This is a genomic window from Curtobacterium sp. Csp2 (assembly GCF_013347165.1).
Genome location: NZ_CP054593.1, coordinates 3,650,152 through 3,664,476, shown reverse-complemented (window position 1 = coordinate 3,664,476; position 14,325 = coordinate 3,650,152). Strand labels below are relative to the sequence as shown.

The 14,325-nt window shown below is 73.4% G+C and carries 14 protein-coding genes; 6 read left to right on the top strand and 8 right to left on the bottom strand.

Annotation, left to right across the window (positions count from 1 at the left end):
• Together HUN59_RS17785 and HUN59_RS17780 are read left to right on the top strand one after the other, a co-directional pair.
• Positions 1-972, top strand: a 972-nt coding sequence (locus HUN59_RS17785; protein WP_217483581.1) for an MFS transporter, incomplete at its 5' end; no start/stop codon positions are given.
• A 44-nt stretch (positions 973-1,016) separates the two neighbouring features.
• Positions 1,017-1,991: an NAD-dependent epimerase/dehydratase family protein gene (locus tag HUN59_RS17780; RefSeq protein ID WP_174779140.1), complete on the top strand. Its 975-nt coding sequence runs from the start codon at positions 1,017-1,019 to the stop codon at positions 1,989-1,991.
• A 30-nt stretch (positions 1,992-2,021) separates the two neighbouring features.
• On the opposite strand, the gene mnhG is transcribed toward HUN59_RS17780, so the two are convergent.
• The 7 genes from mnhG to HUN59_RS17745 all read right to left on the bottom strand — a co-directional run bounded on the left by mnhG (position 2,022) and on the right by HUN59_RS17745 (position 9,238).
• On the bottom strand, positions 2,022-2,378 hold the full coding sequence (gene mnhG / locus HUN59_RS17775; protein ID WP_114850683.1) for a monovalent cation/H(+) antiporter subunit G: 357 nt from the start codon (positions 2,376-2,378) through the stop codon (positions 2,022-2,024).
• A complete protein-coding gene (locus HUN59_RS17770) occupies positions 2,375-2,719 on the bottom strand; it encodes a sodium:proton antiporter (RefSeq protein ID WP_114850684.1) in 345 nt (114 codons plus the stop codon). Before HUN59_RS17770 ends, mnhG begins: the two co-directional genes overlap by 4 nt.
• Positions 2,716-3,297, bottom strand: a complete 582-nt coding sequence (locus HUN59_RS17765; protein ID WP_174779139.1) for a Na+/H+ antiporter subunit E — start codon at positions 3,295-3,297, stop codon at positions 2,716-2,718. The genes HUN59_RS17770 and HUN59_RS17765 overlap by 4 nt, the downstream gene beginning before the upstream one ends.
• On the bottom strand, positions 3,294-4,985 hold the full coding sequence (locus HUN59_RS17760; protein WP_174779138.1) for a Na+/H+ antiporter subunit D: 1,692 nt from the start codon (positions 4,983-4,985) through the stop codon (positions 3,294-3,296). Before HUN59_RS17760 ends, HUN59_RS17765 begins: the two co-directional genes overlap by 4 nt.
• Positions 4,982-5,404: a Na(+)/H(+) antiporter subunit C gene (locus HUN59_RS17755; RefSeq protein WP_174779137.1), complete on the bottom strand. Its 423-nt coding sequence runs from the start codon at positions 5,402-5,404 to the stop codon at positions 4,982-4,984. The genes HUN59_RS17760 and HUN59_RS17755 overlap by 4 nt, the downstream gene beginning before the upstream one ends.
• Positions 5,401-8,325 (bottom strand): Na+/H+ antiporter subunit A, encoded by a 2,925-nt coding sequence (locus HUN59_RS17750; RefSeq protein ID WP_174779136.1) that lies wholly within the window; start codon positions 8,323-8,325, stop codon positions 5,401-5,403. Before HUN59_RS17750 ends, HUN59_RS17755 begins: the two co-directional genes overlap by 4 nt.
• 157 nt (positions 8,326-8,482) lie before the next feature.
• On the bottom strand, positions 8,483-9,238 hold the full coding sequence (locus tag HUN59_RS17745; RefSeq protein WP_174779135.1) for an SDR family NAD(P)-dependent oxidoreductase: 756 nt from the start codon (positions 9,236-9,238) through the stop codon (positions 8,483-8,485).
• 66 nt (positions 9,239-9,304) lie between these two features.
• Between HUN59_RS17745 and HUN59_RS17740 the strand changes: the two genes are divergently transcribed.
• The 4 genes from HUN59_RS17740 to HUN59_RS19990 all read left to right on the top strand — a co-directional run bounded on the left by HUN59_RS17740 (position 9,305) and on the right by HUN59_RS19990 (position 13,118).
• Positions 9,305-10,024 carry an SDR family oxidoreductase gene (locus tag HUN59_RS17740; RefSeq protein ID WP_174779134.1) on the top strand — a complete coding sequence of 240 codons (720 nt, stop codon included), beginning with the start codon at positions 9,305-9,307 and terminating at the stop codon, positions 10,022-10,024.
• Between the two features lie 25 nt (positions 10,025-10,049).
• Positions 10,050-10,919 carry an SMP-30/gluconolactonase/LRE family protein gene (locus HUN59_RS17735; protein ID WP_174779133.1) on the top strand — a complete coding sequence of 290 codons (870 nt, stop codon included), beginning with the start codon at positions 10,050-10,052 and terminating at the stop codon, positions 10,917-10,919.
• A 17-nt stretch (positions 10,920-10,936) separates the two neighbouring features.
• The gene (gene rlmC, locus HUN59_RS17730) at positions 10,937-12,088 is read left to right on the top strand and encodes a 23S rRNA (uracil(747)-C(5))-methyltransferase RlmC (protein ID WP_174779132.1); all 1,152 of its coding nucleotides are present in this window, start codon (positions 10,937-10,939) and stop codon (positions 12,086-12,088) included.
• Positions 12,089-12,449: 361 nt separating this feature from the next.
• A complete protein-coding gene (locus tag HUN59_RS19990; RefSeq protein WP_174779131.1) occupies positions 12,450-13,118 on the top strand; it encodes a LysM peptidoglycan-binding domain-containing protein in 669 nt (222 codons plus the stop codon).
• A gap of 82 nt (positions 13,119-13,200) precedes the next feature.
• Here HUN59_RS19990 and HUN59_RS17720 read toward each other — a convergent pair whose 3' ends face one another.
• Positions 13,201-14,304, bottom strand: a complete 1,104-nt coding sequence (locus tag HUN59_RS17720) for an LCP family protein (RefSeq protein ID WP_174779130.1) — start codon at positions 14,302-14,304, stop codon at positions 13,201-13,203.
• Between the last annotated feature and the right edge of the window lie 21 nt (positions 14,305-14,325).

The following is a 14,325-nucleotide window of genomic DNA, read 5'->3' as shown; positions in this document are numbered from 1 at the left end:
GTGCCCGTCGGCCTGGCGAACGCGGTGCTCCTCGGCGCGCTCCCGTTCGTCGTCGCGGGCACCGCGCCGGACCTCGCCGTCCTCGTGATGTCGTTCTGCATCGGCGCGAGCGCGCCGCAGGTCGCCCCGATGTCCCGCACCCGGCTCGTCGCGATCATCCGGCAGCGGATGGCACCGCAGCGGCACGAGCGCGTCCTCAGCGGCACGATGGCCTACGAGTCCGCGGCCGACGAGACGGTGTTCATCGTCGGACCGTTCCTGGTCGGGCTCCTGGCGAGCGCGATCGCCCCGTGGGTCGCGGTCGCCGGTGCCGCCGCCCTGACCCTGGTCTTCGTGACGGCCTTCGCACTGCACCCGACCGGACGGCTCGTCGTCGGCGGTGCCGAGCGCGAGACCCCGGCGCCCGCGACGCAGCTCCTCCGCACGCGGCTCGTCGTCGTGGTGCTCGGGATCCTCGGCGTCGGCCTGTTCTTCGGCTCGACGCTGACCTCGCTGACCGCGTTCATGGAGCAGCACGGGGAGTCGTCCCAGGCGGGGCTGCTCTACGGGATCATGGGCATCGGCTCCGCGGCCCTGGCGCTCGGTTCCGCGGCCTTCCCGCGGGCGTTCGGCGTCGGGTGGCGCTGGCTCGCCTTCGGCGTCGTGCTGCTCGCCGGCGCGGTGGCGTTCGCGGCGGCGGACTCGGTCGGCGCCGTGGCCCTCGTGCTCGGCCTGATGGGCATCGGCATCGGGCCGACCCTGGTGGCGCAGTACAGCCTCGGGTCCGAGCGCTCCCCGGTCGGTCGCTCGGCGACCACGATGACGATCCTCGGCTCGGCGGTCATCGTCGGGCAGTCCGTGGCGTCCGCGATCGTCGGCGAGTTCGCCGAACGTGCCGGGGCCGGCGCGGCGATGGCGTTCCCGGCGTACGCGGCGGCGCTCGTCGTGCTCGCGGCGGTGCTCAACCTGGTGTTGGCCCGCCGCGCGGCCTGACGGGCCGGAGACCGCAGGCCCGCTCACCGGGGCAGGATGGCGGCATGCGCTTCCTGGTCCTCGGCGGCACCGCCTGGCTCGGCGCCGCGGTCGTCGACGACGCCCTCCGCGCCGGTCACGACGTCACGTGCCTCGCCCGCGGCTCGGCCGTCCCCGCGGGTGCCCGGTCGGTGGTCGCCGACCGGGACCACCCGGACGCCCTCGAGGCGGTCGTCGACGACGGTCGGTGGGACGCGGTCGTCGACGTGTCCCGCACGCCCGTGCACGTGCGCCGTGCGGTCCGGGCCCTCGAGCCGGTCGCTGACCGGTACGTGTTCGTCTCGACCGTCAGCGTGTACGCCTCGCACGCCGAGCGCGGCGCCGACGAGACCGCGGCCCTGCTGCCACCGAGCGACGACCCCGCCGAGTACGGCGCCGCGAAGGTCGCCTGCGAGCGCGCGGTGGCCGACGGCTTCGGCCCGGAGCGCGCGTCGATCGCCCGGGCGGGACTCGTCGGCGGACCGGGCGACCACACCGGCAGGTCGGGGTACTGGCCCTGGCGGTTCGCCCACGCCGCCGCGACCGGCCGCTCGGTGGTCGTGCCGGCCGACGGCGACCGTCCCACCGCGGTCGTCGACGTCCGCGACCTCGCCGGCTGGCTCGTCGGCGCCGCGGAGGGCGGTCGGCCGGGCGTCTCGAACGTCACCGGTGACCCCGTCACCCTGCGCCAGCACCTCGGCGCTGCGCGGAGCGTCGCGGGGGCGTCCGCGCCGGTCGTGGCGCTCGACGACGACACCCTGATCGGGCACGGTGTCGCGCCGTGGGCCGGTGCGCGATCGCTGCCGCTCTGGATCCCCGACGCGGACCACCAGGGGATGAACGACCGGTCGAACGCCCGGGCGGTCCGTGCGGGACTGACGCTGCGTCCGCTCGCCGAGACCCTGTGCGACGCCCTGGCGTGGGAGGTGCGGCAGCCGCGTCACCCGCACGGCGCCGGGCTGTCCGACGACGACGAGGACGCACTGCTCGCCGGCCGCTGACGGCAGCGACGCACCGGCCGGGCCGCCGGGTCAGTCCTCGGTGTCGTCGACCAGCAGGTCCTCGTGCCGGTAGTCGTTCGACCGCAGGCCGGCCCGGGCGATCATGTGCGACGACACCGGCACCAGGAACAGCTGGAAGACCATCACCGGCAGCACGACCCAGAACGCCGTCCAGGTCCCCACCGCGACGACGACCGCCGCGAGCGCCATCGCGAGCCCGAGGACCTGCGGCTTCGCCATCGCGTGCAGCCGGACGAGGGGGTCCGGGAACCGCACGATGCCGATCGCCGCCGCGAGGGACAGCGCGGCGCCGACGAGCAGCAGGACGAGGGCGACCCAGGCGCGGACGCCGGCGGTGTCGACGAAGGACTCGAGGATCTCGATCACGGGCGGCGCTCCTCGTCGACGGCGTGCTCCGGGGTGGTCGCGTCGAGCCCCTCGTCGGAGGGGTCGGACGACGGGGTGACGATGCGGGCGACCGCGATCGTGGCGAACACGCTCGTGGCCGCGATGACCACGAGCACCGGCACGGCGGTCAGGTCCCGGCGGACCACCATCGCCGCGGCGATGACGATGAGCGCGGTGGTCAGCACGATGTCCGAGCCGATCATCCGGTCCAGGATGGTCGGCCCGCGGACGATCCGACCGACCGCCAGGGCGAGCGTCGCACCGAGCAGCACGAGCAGCAGGACGACCCCGACGGCCATCACGACGACCGCGGCGCTCACCGGGTCACCTCCGGCAGCGGCTCGGCCAGCTCGGACACGTCCTGTCGCGAGCCGATCGCCCGGATCACCATCTCCTCGATCCGGTGCGCCTCGCGAGTCGCGGCGTGCACCTGCTCGACGCGTTCGGTGTCGAGCACGTGCAGCAGCAGCCGTCGACGGGGCAGGTCGACGTCGGCGACGTACGACCCCGGCACGAGCGAGATCGCCAGCGTCGCGAGCGTGAAGGTCATCTCGGACGTCGTGTGCAGCTGCACGAGCGCGATCGAGCTGCGCCGAACCCCGCGGGGCCGGACCGCGACCCAGGCGACCCGGAACGAGGCCGCCACGACGAGCCCGGCCCAGACCACCAGGAACCAGAGCAGCCGGGGCAGCGAGAGCCGCTTCGACAGCGGGACCGGCGGGAGCGGGAGGAGCTGGGTGACGAGCAGCGCGACGACCACGCCGCAGAGCAGCGTCAGGACGGTCCACGACCCCCACAGCAGCGCCCACAGCACGGTCAGCCCGGCGACGAGCGGCACGTCGTAGCGCCACGCGACGGCGATGCGTCGTGCGTTCGAGATCCGGCGGACGTCGGTCATCGCGCACCTCCGAGGACGGCCTGGACGTAGCGGGCGGGGGACTCGAGGGACTCCGCCGCGCGGGTCGCGTAGCCGTAGAGCGGCCCGGCGACGACCGTCAGGGCGACCGACCCGAGGACCGCCACCGTCGTGACGGCGACGAGCATGCGTGGCAGGCGGGCCGGCTCCGGCGCTTCGCCGGCGGTGGCCGTCGCGCCGGTCGCCGGACGGGAGGCGCTGCTCGCGTGGGGTGCGTCGGTGACGGTGGTCGAGCCTCCCGGGTGGTACGCCTCGCCCGTCTCCTCGGAGACGGTGAGGGGCGCCGGTTCCGGCGACCGCAGGTGCGCGTGCGGCTCGGCCGTCGTGACGTGCGGGGCCGCCGCCTCGGCGGCCGGCTTCGGTCGCCAGAAGGCGGCGTCCCAGACGCGCATCAGCGCGTACAGGGTCAGGAGGCTCGTGACGACCCCGGCGGCGACCGTCACCCACGCCATCGGGGAGCCGTCCTCGGCCGCTGCGCGGAACAGGCCGAGCTTGCCGATGAAGCCGGAGAAGGGCGGGATCCCGCCGAGGTTGAACGCCGGGACCAGGTACAGCGCCGCCAGGAGGGGTGCCGCCTTGAGCAGCCCGCCGAGCGACCGGCTCGAGGTCGTGCCGCCGACGCGCTCCATCACGCCCGACACCAGGAACAGCGTGGTCTGCACGACGATGTGGTGCACCGTGTAGAACACCGCGGCCGCCGTGCCCGCGACCGTGCCGAGGCCGATGCCCATCACCATGAAGCCGATGTGGCTGATCAGCGTGAACGACAGCAGTCGCTTGACGTCGGTCTGCGACACCGCGCCGAGCACGCCGACGATCATCGTCAGGACCGCCACGACGAGCAGGACCGTGTTGAGCTGCGGTCTCGGGAAGATGATCGTCTCGAGGCGGATGATCGCGTAGATGCCGACCTTCGTGAGCAGGCCCGCGAACACCGCCGTGACCGGGGCCGGGGCGGTCGGGTACGAGTCCGGCAGCCAGAACGCCAGGGGGAACACGGCGGCCTTGATGCCGAACCCGATGAGCAGCATGGTGTGCAGGAGCAGCTGCACGTGCTCCGGGAGCTCGGCCATGCGCTGCGAGATCTGCGCGATGTTCACGGTGCCGGTGGCCCCGTAGACCAGGCCGATCGCGGCGAGGAAGATCGCCGACGCGATGAGGCTCGTGACGATGTACGTCGTGCCGGCGCGCACCCGCTGCTCGCTGCCGCCGAGGGTGATGAGCACGTAGCTCGCCACCAGGAGCATCTCGAACGCGACGTAGAGGTTGAAGAGGTCGCCGGCCATGAACGCGTCGAGGACACCCGCCGCGAGCACGAGGTAGGTCGGGTAGAAGATCGTGACCGGGGCGTCCTCGTCGTCCGCGGCCAGGCCCTGCCCGATCGAGAACAGCAGGACGAGCAGGAGCACGCTCGCGCTCACGGTGAGGAGCAGGGCGCTCAACCGGTCGACCACCAGCGAGATGCCGTACGGCGCCTCCCAGCCGCCGACCTGCACCACGATCGTGCCGTGCTGGTCGACCAGGACCATGAGCGTCGCCGCGACCGCGACGGCGACCGCGAGCACCGCGACGGTGATCGCACGCTGGAGCTTCTGGTGCCGGAGCAGCCCGAGCGCGACGGCCGCGCCGAGCAGCGGGACGAGGACGAGCAGCGGGACGAGCCAGGTCATCGGGAGGCCTCCTCGCGCTGCGCGGCTTCGGGGTCGGTGTCGATCTCGGGGTCCTCGTCCGCCAGGTCGTCGCGGTCCTTGCCGATCGCGGCGTCGGCCTCGTCGACCTCGACCTCGTCGGCGCGGGAGAGCTTCCAGGACCGGTGGATGAGCGCGAGGAGGAACGCGCTCACGGCGAAGGTGATGACGATCGCGGTGAGGGCGAAGGCCTGGGGGAGCGGGTCGGTGATGCCCTCGGCGGACTTGCCGATCGGCGGCCGGCCTGCGGCGCCGGACATGATGAGCAGCAGCAGGTTGAGCGCGTTGCCGAGCAGCAGGAAGCCGAGCAGCATCCGCGTCAGCGAGCGTTCGAGCAGCAGGTACACCCCGCACGAGAACAGCACCGCCATCGCGATGACGAGGACCAGCGTGATGGTCATGCGGCACTCCCTTCCGGGGTCGAGGCTGCGGCGTTGTCGGCGGGGTCGGACTCGGTCGTGTCGGCGATCGGGGCGCGGGAGTCCTCGAGGCGCTGGCGGTCGACCTCGGCACCGAGGCTCCGGAGCACGTCGAGCACGAGCCCGACGACGACCAGGTAGACCCCGATGTCGAAGAACGTGGCGGTGACGAACTCCACGTGGCCGAGCACGGGGACGGTGGCCTCGAAGAACTCGGAGTACAGGGCTTCCTTCCCGAAGAACAGCGGCACGATCGCGGTCGTCGCCGCGGTCGCGACCCCGAGCCCGAGCAGGCGTCCGGCGCGGACCGGGGCGGCGGCGCCGAGCTCGGCCGGACCACCGGCGAGGTACCGGGCAGCGAGCGCGATCCCGGCGACGAGACCACCGGCGAACCCACCGCCGGCGGCGTTGTGCCCGGCGAACAGCAGGTAGAGCGACAGGACGATGAGCCCGTGGAACAGCAGGCGCACGACCACGTCGAGCAGGGCCGAGCGACCGGTCGGGATCGCGGCGCTCGTCGGCAGCCAGGCGCGGGGTTCCCCGTCCGGGCGGTGCTTGTCGCTCGTCACGCTCGAGGGCAGGTCCCGGAGCCGCGGGAGCGTGTCCTCGCGGGAGTCCAGGAAGATCAGGCTCGCGACGCCCGTGGCCGCGGCGACGACGACGGTCAGCTCGCCGAGGGTGTCCCAGCCGCGCAGGTCGACGAGGGCGACGTTCACGACGTTCAGGCCGTGCCCGAACGAGCTCGTGAGCGCGGGCAGGTCCGGCCAGAGCGGCTCGGCCGTCCGGGCGGAGGCCGCGACGACGACGACGACCGCGAGGGTGGCCCCGGCGAGGGCGGCGAAGAGCGCGCGGACGATCCGGAACCGCGAGGGGTTCGCGGTCGCGATCCGCGGGGGGAGCCGGCGGAGCACGAGCACGAACGCGATGAGCGTCACGGTCTCGACCACGAGCTGCGTGAGCGCGAGGTCGACGGCGCCGTGCAGGACGAAGAGCACGGACATGCCGTAGCCGGTGACGCCGACCAGGACGGCCGCGGCGAACCGGGTCTTCGCGGTGAGCACGGCGATCGCCGCGATCGCCATCACGACGACGACGGGCACCTGGCCCCACGAGTCCGCGAACCGGACGTGGAACGCCCACGGACCGCCGAGCACCAGGTTCGCGAGGGCCCCGGCGACGAACACCGACAGGATCACGGTCAGGTAGTAGGGGAGCGAGCCGCGCTGCAGGCCGGCGGTCAGGCCGGTCGCGAATCGGTCGAGCCCGCGCATCATCCGGCGGTACGTGCCCGAGGCGCTCGGCGAGCCCTCGAGCCGGTCCTGCAGGGCGCCGACCGGACGACGGAGCAGGAACAGGGCCGTGCCGCCGAGGAGCGTCAGCGCGGAGATGCCGAGGGCGGGCTCGAGGCCGTGCCACAGCGCCAGGTGCGGGACCTCGCCCGGCAGGGCGGCGTCGGCGGCCGCAGGTTCGATGCCGTGCGCGACCACCGGGGTCAGCAGGCCGAGGACGACCCCGGCGACGGCGAGCACCGACGGCACGACGCCGAGGCCGTGCAGCCCGTGCGGCTCCGTGGCCGCGACCCCGGGCTTCCGGGCGAAGGTGCCCCAGAGGAAGCGCAGCGAGTACGCCACGGTCAGGACCGACCCGAGCGTGACCCCGATCAGGGCAAGCCACGCCCACCCGGCCTGGGAACCGTGCAGCTCCTCGACGAAGCCGGTGAGCACGGCCTCCTTCGCGACGAAGCCGATCGTCGGCGGCAGCCCGGCCATCGATGCGAGCGCGAGCACGCTCACCACGACGAGCCACGGCGTGCGGCGCCCGAGCCCGCTGAGCTTCCGGAGGTCGCGGGTGCCCGTGGCGTGGTCGACCGCCCCGACGACCAGGAAGAGCGTCGACTTGAAGGTGGCGTGCGCGACGAGCAGGGTGACCCCGCCGAGCGCCAGGGCCGGCACGCCCCAGCCGACCGCGAGCACCAGGAAGCCGAGCTGCGCGACGGTGCCGTACGCGAGCAGGAGCTTGACGTCGGTCTGGCGCAGGGCGCGGTACCCACCGATGAGCATGCCGGCGACGCCGAGCACCGTGACGGTCTCGCGCCAGCCGGTCACCAGCGCGAACGCTGGGGCCAGCCGGGCGACGAGGTAGATGCCGGCCTTCACCATCGCCGCGGCGTGCAGGTAGGCGCTGACCGGGGTCGGGGCGGCCATCGCGGCGGGGAGCCAGAAGTGGAAGGGGACGATCGCCGACTTCGTCAGGGCGCCGAGGAGCACGAGCACGACGGCCACCGGCACGAGCGGTCCCGGTCGGTCGACGAGCTCCGGGGCCCGCGCGATGATGCCGGACAGGCTCGAGGTCCCCGCGGTCACGGACAGGGCGACGAGCCCCGCGAGCATCGCCAGGCCACCGGCGGTCGTGACGATGAGCGCCTGCATGGCGGCCGCGCGACTGGCCCGCTTCGCGGCGTCGTGTCCGATGAGCAGGTAGGAGAAGACGGTCGTCGCCTCCCACAGCACGAAGAGCACGATCACGTCGTCGGCGACCACGAGCCCGTACATCGAGCCGGCGAAGGCGGTCAGGACGCCCGCGAACCGGCCGGTCCCGGGTTCGTCGCGACCGAAGTACGACGCGCAGTACACGAGCACGAGGGCGCCGACGACGGACACCACGAGCGCGAGCACCCACGACAGGGCGTCCATCCGCAGCGCGATCGCCAGGTCGAGCTCGGGGATCCACCGCCACGTGCTCGTCACCCCGCCGTGCAGTGCGGCGTCCGTCCGGGCGACGGTCAGCACCGCGGCGGCGGCCGGTGCGAGGGCGGCGACGTAGAACACGCGGCGCCCGAGCAGGGGGGTCAGGGCGGGGACGATCAGGGCGACGATCGCGAACGCGACGAGGACGGAGACCATCGGGCACCTCCTCGGGGTCGGGCTGCAGTCCGGCTCACTGGGCCCTCACAGCCTACGAGCAGGCGGTTGGCAACTTCCTGTACGGCCGGACAGCCGGCGACGTGCGGGAGCAGACTGCCCCACCACTCTGCACCGCGACCGGCGCGGGCGTTGCGGGTCAGCGCTCGTACGCCTTCGCGGGGATCTGCGTCGCGAGCTTCCCGCCGGACACGTCGACGAGCGTCCCGGTGACGTACCCGGCCGCGTCGCTCGCGAGGAACACGAGCAGGTCCGCGACGTCGTCGGCCGACTCCCACCGCCGGATCGACAGCGTGTCGAGCAGCCGGTCCTGCGCGGCGGCCGGCATCTCGGCGAACCCGTTCATCGCCGTCGGCACCATGCCCGGCGCGTAGGCGTTGACGGTGATGCCCCACGGCCCGAGCTCGGACGCGAGCACCCGCGTGAAGGCGACGACCGCCGACTTCGATGCCGCGTAGGCCGCGCTCCCGACGCTCGGCACGATGGCCGCGAACGACGCCGCGTTGAGGATCCGTCCGCGTCCGGCGGCCTGCATGACCGGCGCGACCGCCTGGGCCACCAGGAACGTGCCGCCGACGTTGACGTCCATGCACCGGCGCCAGGCGTCCCACCCGAGCTCCGCGACCGTGCCCTCGACGTTGATGCCGGCGTTGTTCACGAGCACGTCGACCGTGCCGTACCGGGCGACGACCCCGTCCACCGCAGCGCGCACGGACGCGGGGCCGGTCACGTCGCAGCGGACCTGGTCGACGCCGGTCGTCGAGGCGTCCGGGAACGCGAGGTCGAGCGCCACCACCCGGCAGCCCTCGATCACGAACCGGTCGGCGAGCACGGCGCCGATCCCTCGGGCTGCCCCGGTCACGAGGACCACGCGGTCGGTCAGGTCGAGGTGCATCGTCGCTCCTGTCGTCGGTGTCGCGCGCCGACCGCCGCGACGCCGCGAGAGCCATACTGTTCCACCATGACGGCGAAGGTGCTCTGGACCACGGGTGGCGGCAGCGGCATGGGCGCGGCCGGAGCCGTCGCGGCCGCGCGGGACGGCTGGACGGTCGTGCTCAGCGGGCGTCGGGCGGACCGGCTCGAGCAGGTCGCCGCGACGATCCGCGCCGCGGGTGGCACCGCCGACGTCCTGCCCGTCGACGTCGCCGACGCCGACGCCGTGCGTACGGCGCGGGACACGGTGCTCGAACGACACGGGAGGCTCGACGGACTGCTGCTCGCGGCGGGCCTGAACACGCCCCGGCGCCGGTGGGACGACCAGTCGCTCGACCAGGTCCGCGCCGTCCTCGACACGAACCTGACGGCCGTCGTGACCGTCGTCGACGCAGCGCTGCCCGCCCTCCGCGCCACGGGCGGCGTGGTCGTCGTCGTGTCGTCCTACGCCGGGTGGTCGTTCCAACCGGGGGCCGGCGTCGCCTACTCGGCCTCGAAGACCGCGCTCGGCTCGGTCGTGCGGACGCTCAACCAGCAGGAGGCGCAGCACGGGGTCCGGGCGACCCACCTGTGCCCCGGGGACGTCGCGACGGACTTCCTCGACCAGCGCCCCGTCGTGCCGGACGCGGAGGCCCGGGCGCGCATGCTGCAGCCCGAGGACGTCGGCCGGACCGTCGCGTTCGTGCTCGGCGCCGCGCCGCACGTCCGCATCGACGAACTCGTGCTGTCCCCCGTCGCCCAGCACTGACCGCAGACCCCGGAGGAGACCCACCGTGCAGCTCACCGACCTCGTCCCCGACCCCGCCGCGCTCGAGCGGATCGCGACCGGCAGCACCTGGGCCGAGGGACCGTGCTGGATCCCCGCCACCGGGACCCTGCGGTGGTCGGACATCCCCGGCGACCGGATCCTCCAGTGGCACGAGGAGACCGGGGAGACGACCGAGTACGCCACCGGGGTCGAGTTCACCAACGGACGGGTGCTCGACCGGGACGGCTCGGTCGTCCAGTGCTCGCACGGCCGCCGTCGGGTCGAACGGGACCGGGACGGCGTCGTCACCCCGATCGTCGACGGGTGGGCCGGCGGGCGTCTCAACTCGCCGAACGACGTCGTCGTCGCACGGGACGGCAGCGTGTGGTTCACCGACCCGGCGTACGGCATCACCCAGCCGCGCGAGGGACACCCCGGCGAGCGGGAGTACGGCGACCACTGGGTGTTCCGGTGCGGCCCCGACGGCGAGGACCTGCGACCGGTCGTGCTCGACTGCGACGAGCCGAACGGTCTCGCGTTCTCGCCCGACGAGCGGGTGCTCTACGTCGCGAGCTCGTCCGCGGAGCTGCCCGTGATCCGCGCCTACGACCGGGACGGCGCCCGGGTCAAGAACGGCCGCGAGTTCGTCCGTCTCGACCCCGGGGAGGGGGTGCCGGACGGCATCCGGGTCGACGAGCACGGCAACGTGTGGTCGTCCACCCACCGCGGGGTCTCCGTGTTCGCGCCGGACGGCACCCGGATCGGCGACGTGCCGGTGCCCGAGGTCGTCGCCAACCTGTGCTTCGGCGGCGCCGACGGCCGCACCCTCTTCGTCACCGCGACCACGTCCGTCCACCGGTTGCGCACCACGACCCGGGACGCCACCGCCCGCTGACGTATCCTGACCCGGCCATGCAGTGCGACTACTTCGACCGCGGGGTGTGCCGCTCCTGCACCCTGATGGGTCAGCCCTACGCCGACCAGGTGCTCGACAAGGAGATCCGCACGCGCGAACTCCTGCACGACGCCGTCGAGCACGCCGGGGGTCCCGGAGCGGTCGACTGGCTCCCGGCGATCACGAGCCCGGAATCCGGCTACCGGAACAAGGCGAAGATGGTCGTCGGCGGGCCCGTCCAACGGCCGACGATCGGCATCCTCGACGACCGCCAGCGCGGCGTCGACCTGCGGCACTGCGGCATCTGCACGCCCGGCATCCAGCGGGCGCTCCCGGTCCTGGCCGCCTTCGTCGCGGACGCCGGGCTCATCCCGTACGACGTCGCCGCCCGTCGCGGCGAGCTGAAGTTCGTGCTCGTGACGGAGTCCCCGGACGGCGAGCTCATGGTCCGGTTCGTGCTCCGCTCCGAGGGGCAGCTGCCGCGCCTCCGCGAGCACCTCGGCGCCCTGCGGCGAGTGCTCCCCGAGGCCGTCGTCGTCACCGCGAACCTGCTCCCGGAGCACAAGGCCGTGACCGAGGGCGAGCGCGAGGTCGTGCTCACCGAGCAGGAGACGCTGCCGATGCGCTTCGACGACGTCACCATGCACCTCCGGCCGCAGAGCTTCTTCCAGACGAACACGTCCGTCGCCACGCAGCTGTACGCCCAGGCGTCGACCTGGATCGACGAGGTGGGACCGGCCTCGATGTGGGACCTGTACTGCGGCGTCGGCGGCTTCGCCCTGCACGCCGCACGCCCCGGACGCGCCGTGACCGGCATCGAGACGAGCCGCGAGGCCGTCCGCTCCGCGAAGCAGTCCGCGCGCGAGGCCGGTCTGTCCGACGTGCGCTTCGCCGCCGACGACGCGACCGAGCACGCCCTCCGCGCCCGTCCGGACGCCGTCCCCGAGCTCGTCGTCGTGAACCCGCCCCGCCGGGGCATCGGCGAGACGCTGTCCACCTGGCTCGAGCAGTCCGACGTGCGGCACGTCGTCTACTCGAGCTGCAACCCGGTGACCCTCGCGAAGGACCTCGCCCGCATGCCGTCGCTGCGGCTGCGCCGCGCGCGGGTGCTCGACATGTTCCCCCAGACCGGCCACCTCGAGGCGGTCACCCTGCTGTCCAGGGACTGACCAGGAGGCGACCAGGGGACGGACGGGAGGCTCTGCACCAGCCCGCCTCGCGCCTCCAGTCCGTCGCATTGCCAGGGAACTGCCAAGGTCACGTACCCGGGTACGGCGTGATCACCATGGACGCGGCGATCGCCGCGTACAGGAACAGCGATGGGGTACATAGCAGTAACGGGTAGAACCGTTGGTCTCGGTTTGATAACAGTCCTGAGTTTCCTATGGTGGCCGACCAGACGCCGCCGGCACGAGACCACTGCCCCCGGAGGCGCACCCCACGACACGACCGCGATCGGTCGGGACGGGCAGTGGCGACCGAGACCGCTCCGGCGGCGTGCGGTCCGTGGTCCCGGTGGAGCGATCAACCATGAAGAAGCTTTCCCGTACCCGCACCATCGTCGGTGGCCTGGCGTTCGCCGGCATCGCCGCGACCGGTGTCGGCCTCGCGGCGGCGCCCGCGAACGCAGCGTCCGGCTCGACCTGGGACGCGCTCGCACAGTGCGAGTCCGGCGGCAACTGGGCCATCAATACCGGCAACGGCTACTACGGCGGCCTGCAGTTCAACCTCGGCACCTGGCAGGCGAACGGCGGCTCGGGCAACCCGGCGTCGGCGAGCCGCGAGGCCCAGATCGCCGTGGCCGAGCGCGTCCTCGCCTCGCAGGGCTGGGGTGCCTGGCCGGCCTGCTCCGCGAAGCTCGGCCTGAGCGGCACCGCCGGTGCAGCACCGCAGGCCGCGGCCCCGCAGCAGGCCGCTCCCCAGCAGGCCGCCCCGCAGCAGGCGGCGCCGAAGCAGGTCGCCCCGCAGCGCACGGCACCGGCGGCCACGCAGGCGGCGAAGCCCGCTGCGCCGTCGAAGCCCGCTGCGGTCCCGACGAGCGGCAAGACGTACACGATCCAGTCCGGCGACACCCTGGACAGCATCGCGACGAAGCTCGGCGTCGACGGCGGCTACATGAAGCTGTGGGCCGCGAACACGTCGACCATCGACGACGCGAACCTGATCTACGCCGGCCAGGAGCTGCAGCTCCCCGCCTGATCGACCTCCCGATCCAGCACGAGACCCCCGCGACCACGCGTCGCGGGGGTCTCGTGCTGTCCGTGTGCGGCGCGATGCGGAGTCAGTGATCGCGGGCGGCGAGCCACCGATCGAGGTCGTCCGAGCGGAGCGACTGCGACAGGGTCCGTCGGTCGCCGTCGTCGAGCGTGACGTACGACTGACCGTCGGTGCTCGTGCCCGAACCCGCGGTCGGCATCGTGAAGGTCCGGAGGTCGTCGGCCCGAACGCCACGGAGGGACCATCCCAGACCGAAGAGCGTCGATGCGTCCAGGCCTGGATCGACCGCCAGGTGACGGCTGGTCGCGGCGACGGCTTCCTGCACACGTTCGGGTCGGGTGAGGGTTCCACGGGACAGGGCCTGCTGGAACACCCCCCGCATGAACGCCTGCTGGTTGCGTACGCGGGTGTGGTCGGCGTCGGCGAAGGCGTACCGCTCGCGCACGAACGCGAGGGCCTCGGCGCCGTCGAGCCGGTTGGACCCTACGGTGAAGGTGTGTCCGTGCGCGGTGAACGCCTGCGGCGATGAGACGGTGACACCGCCGAGCGCGTCCGTCAGGTCCTCGAATCCGGCGAAGTCGATCTCGGCAACGTGGTCGATCCGGACGTCCAGCAGCTGCTCGACGGTCTGCACGGTGAGGGGGACGCCGCCCCACGAGTACGCGGCGTTGATCTTCGCCTGGCCGTGGCCGGGCACGTCGACCCAGGCGTCGCGCATGATGGACATCAGGTAGACCGCGTGCCGGTCCGCCGGGACGTGCGCGAGCATCAGGGCATCGGACCGCCCGCCGAGGGTCTGGTCGCCGTCGGGGTCGCGGGCTGCTCGCGAGTCCGAGCCGATGAGCAGGACGTTCTGCGCGCCGGCCGTAGGGGCGGGACGCTCCCCGGTCGGGAACGCGTCGGCGATGACGTCCTTCTCGGTGTCGAAGCTCCGGACGAGTCCGCCGATGAACACCGCCCCGACGACGGCCAGCACGGTGGCGACGCCGGCGAGCGAGGCGGTCGTGGCGAGGACCGCGCGGAGGACCGGACGTCGACGGCGTGGCTTGCGTGCCTGCTGGTCGGGCCGTAGGCGGCTGCCCCGGGATGCTCGGAGCTCGGCCTCGGCCGCCGCGCGGGCGGCTCGGCGCTCGGAGACGGGAGACGGGACGTCGGCACGGTCGGACACGGCTGCTCCTGCGGGTCGGGT

Excerpts from the sequence above, each read along its gene's own strand:
- HUN59_RS17780 (WP_174779140.1), top strand. The coding sequence starts at position 1,017 with ATGCGCTTCCTGGTCCTCGGCGGCACCGCCTGGCTCGGCGCCGCGGTC.
- HUN59_RS17765 (WP_174779139.1), bottom strand. The coding sequence starts at position 3,297 with ATGACCGACGTCCGCCGGATCTCGAACGCACGACGCATCGCCGTCGCG.
- HUN59_RS17760 (WP_174779138.1), bottom strand. The coding sequence starts at position 4,985 with ATGACCTGGCTCGTCCCGCTGCTCGTCCTCGTCCCGCTGCTCGGCGCG.
- HUN59_RS17755 (WP_174779137.1), bottom strand. The coding sequence starts at position 5,404 with ATGACCATCACGCTGGTCCTCGTCATCGCGATGGCGGTGCTGTTCTCG.
- HUN59_RS17750 (WP_174779136.1), bottom strand. The coding sequence starts at position 8,325 with ATGGTCTCCGTCCTCGTCGCGTTCGCGATCGTCGCCCTGATCGTCCCC.
- HUN59_RS17745 (WP_174779135.1), bottom strand. The coding sequence starts at position 9,238 with ATGCACCTCGACCTGACCGACCGCGTGGTCCTCGTGACCGGGGCAGCC.
- HUN59_RS17740 (WP_174779134.1), top strand. The coding sequence starts at position 9,305 with ATGACGGCGAAGGTGCTCTGGACCACGGGTGGCGGCAGCGGCATGGGC.
- rlmC (WP_174779132.1), top strand. The coding sequence starts at position 10,937 with ATGCAGTGCGACTACTTCGACCGCGGGGTGTGCCGCTCCTGCACCCTG.
- HUN59_RS19990 (WP_174779131.1), top strand. The coding sequence starts at position 12,450 with ATGAAGAAGCTTTCCCGTACCCGCACCATCGTCGGTGGCCTGGCGTTC.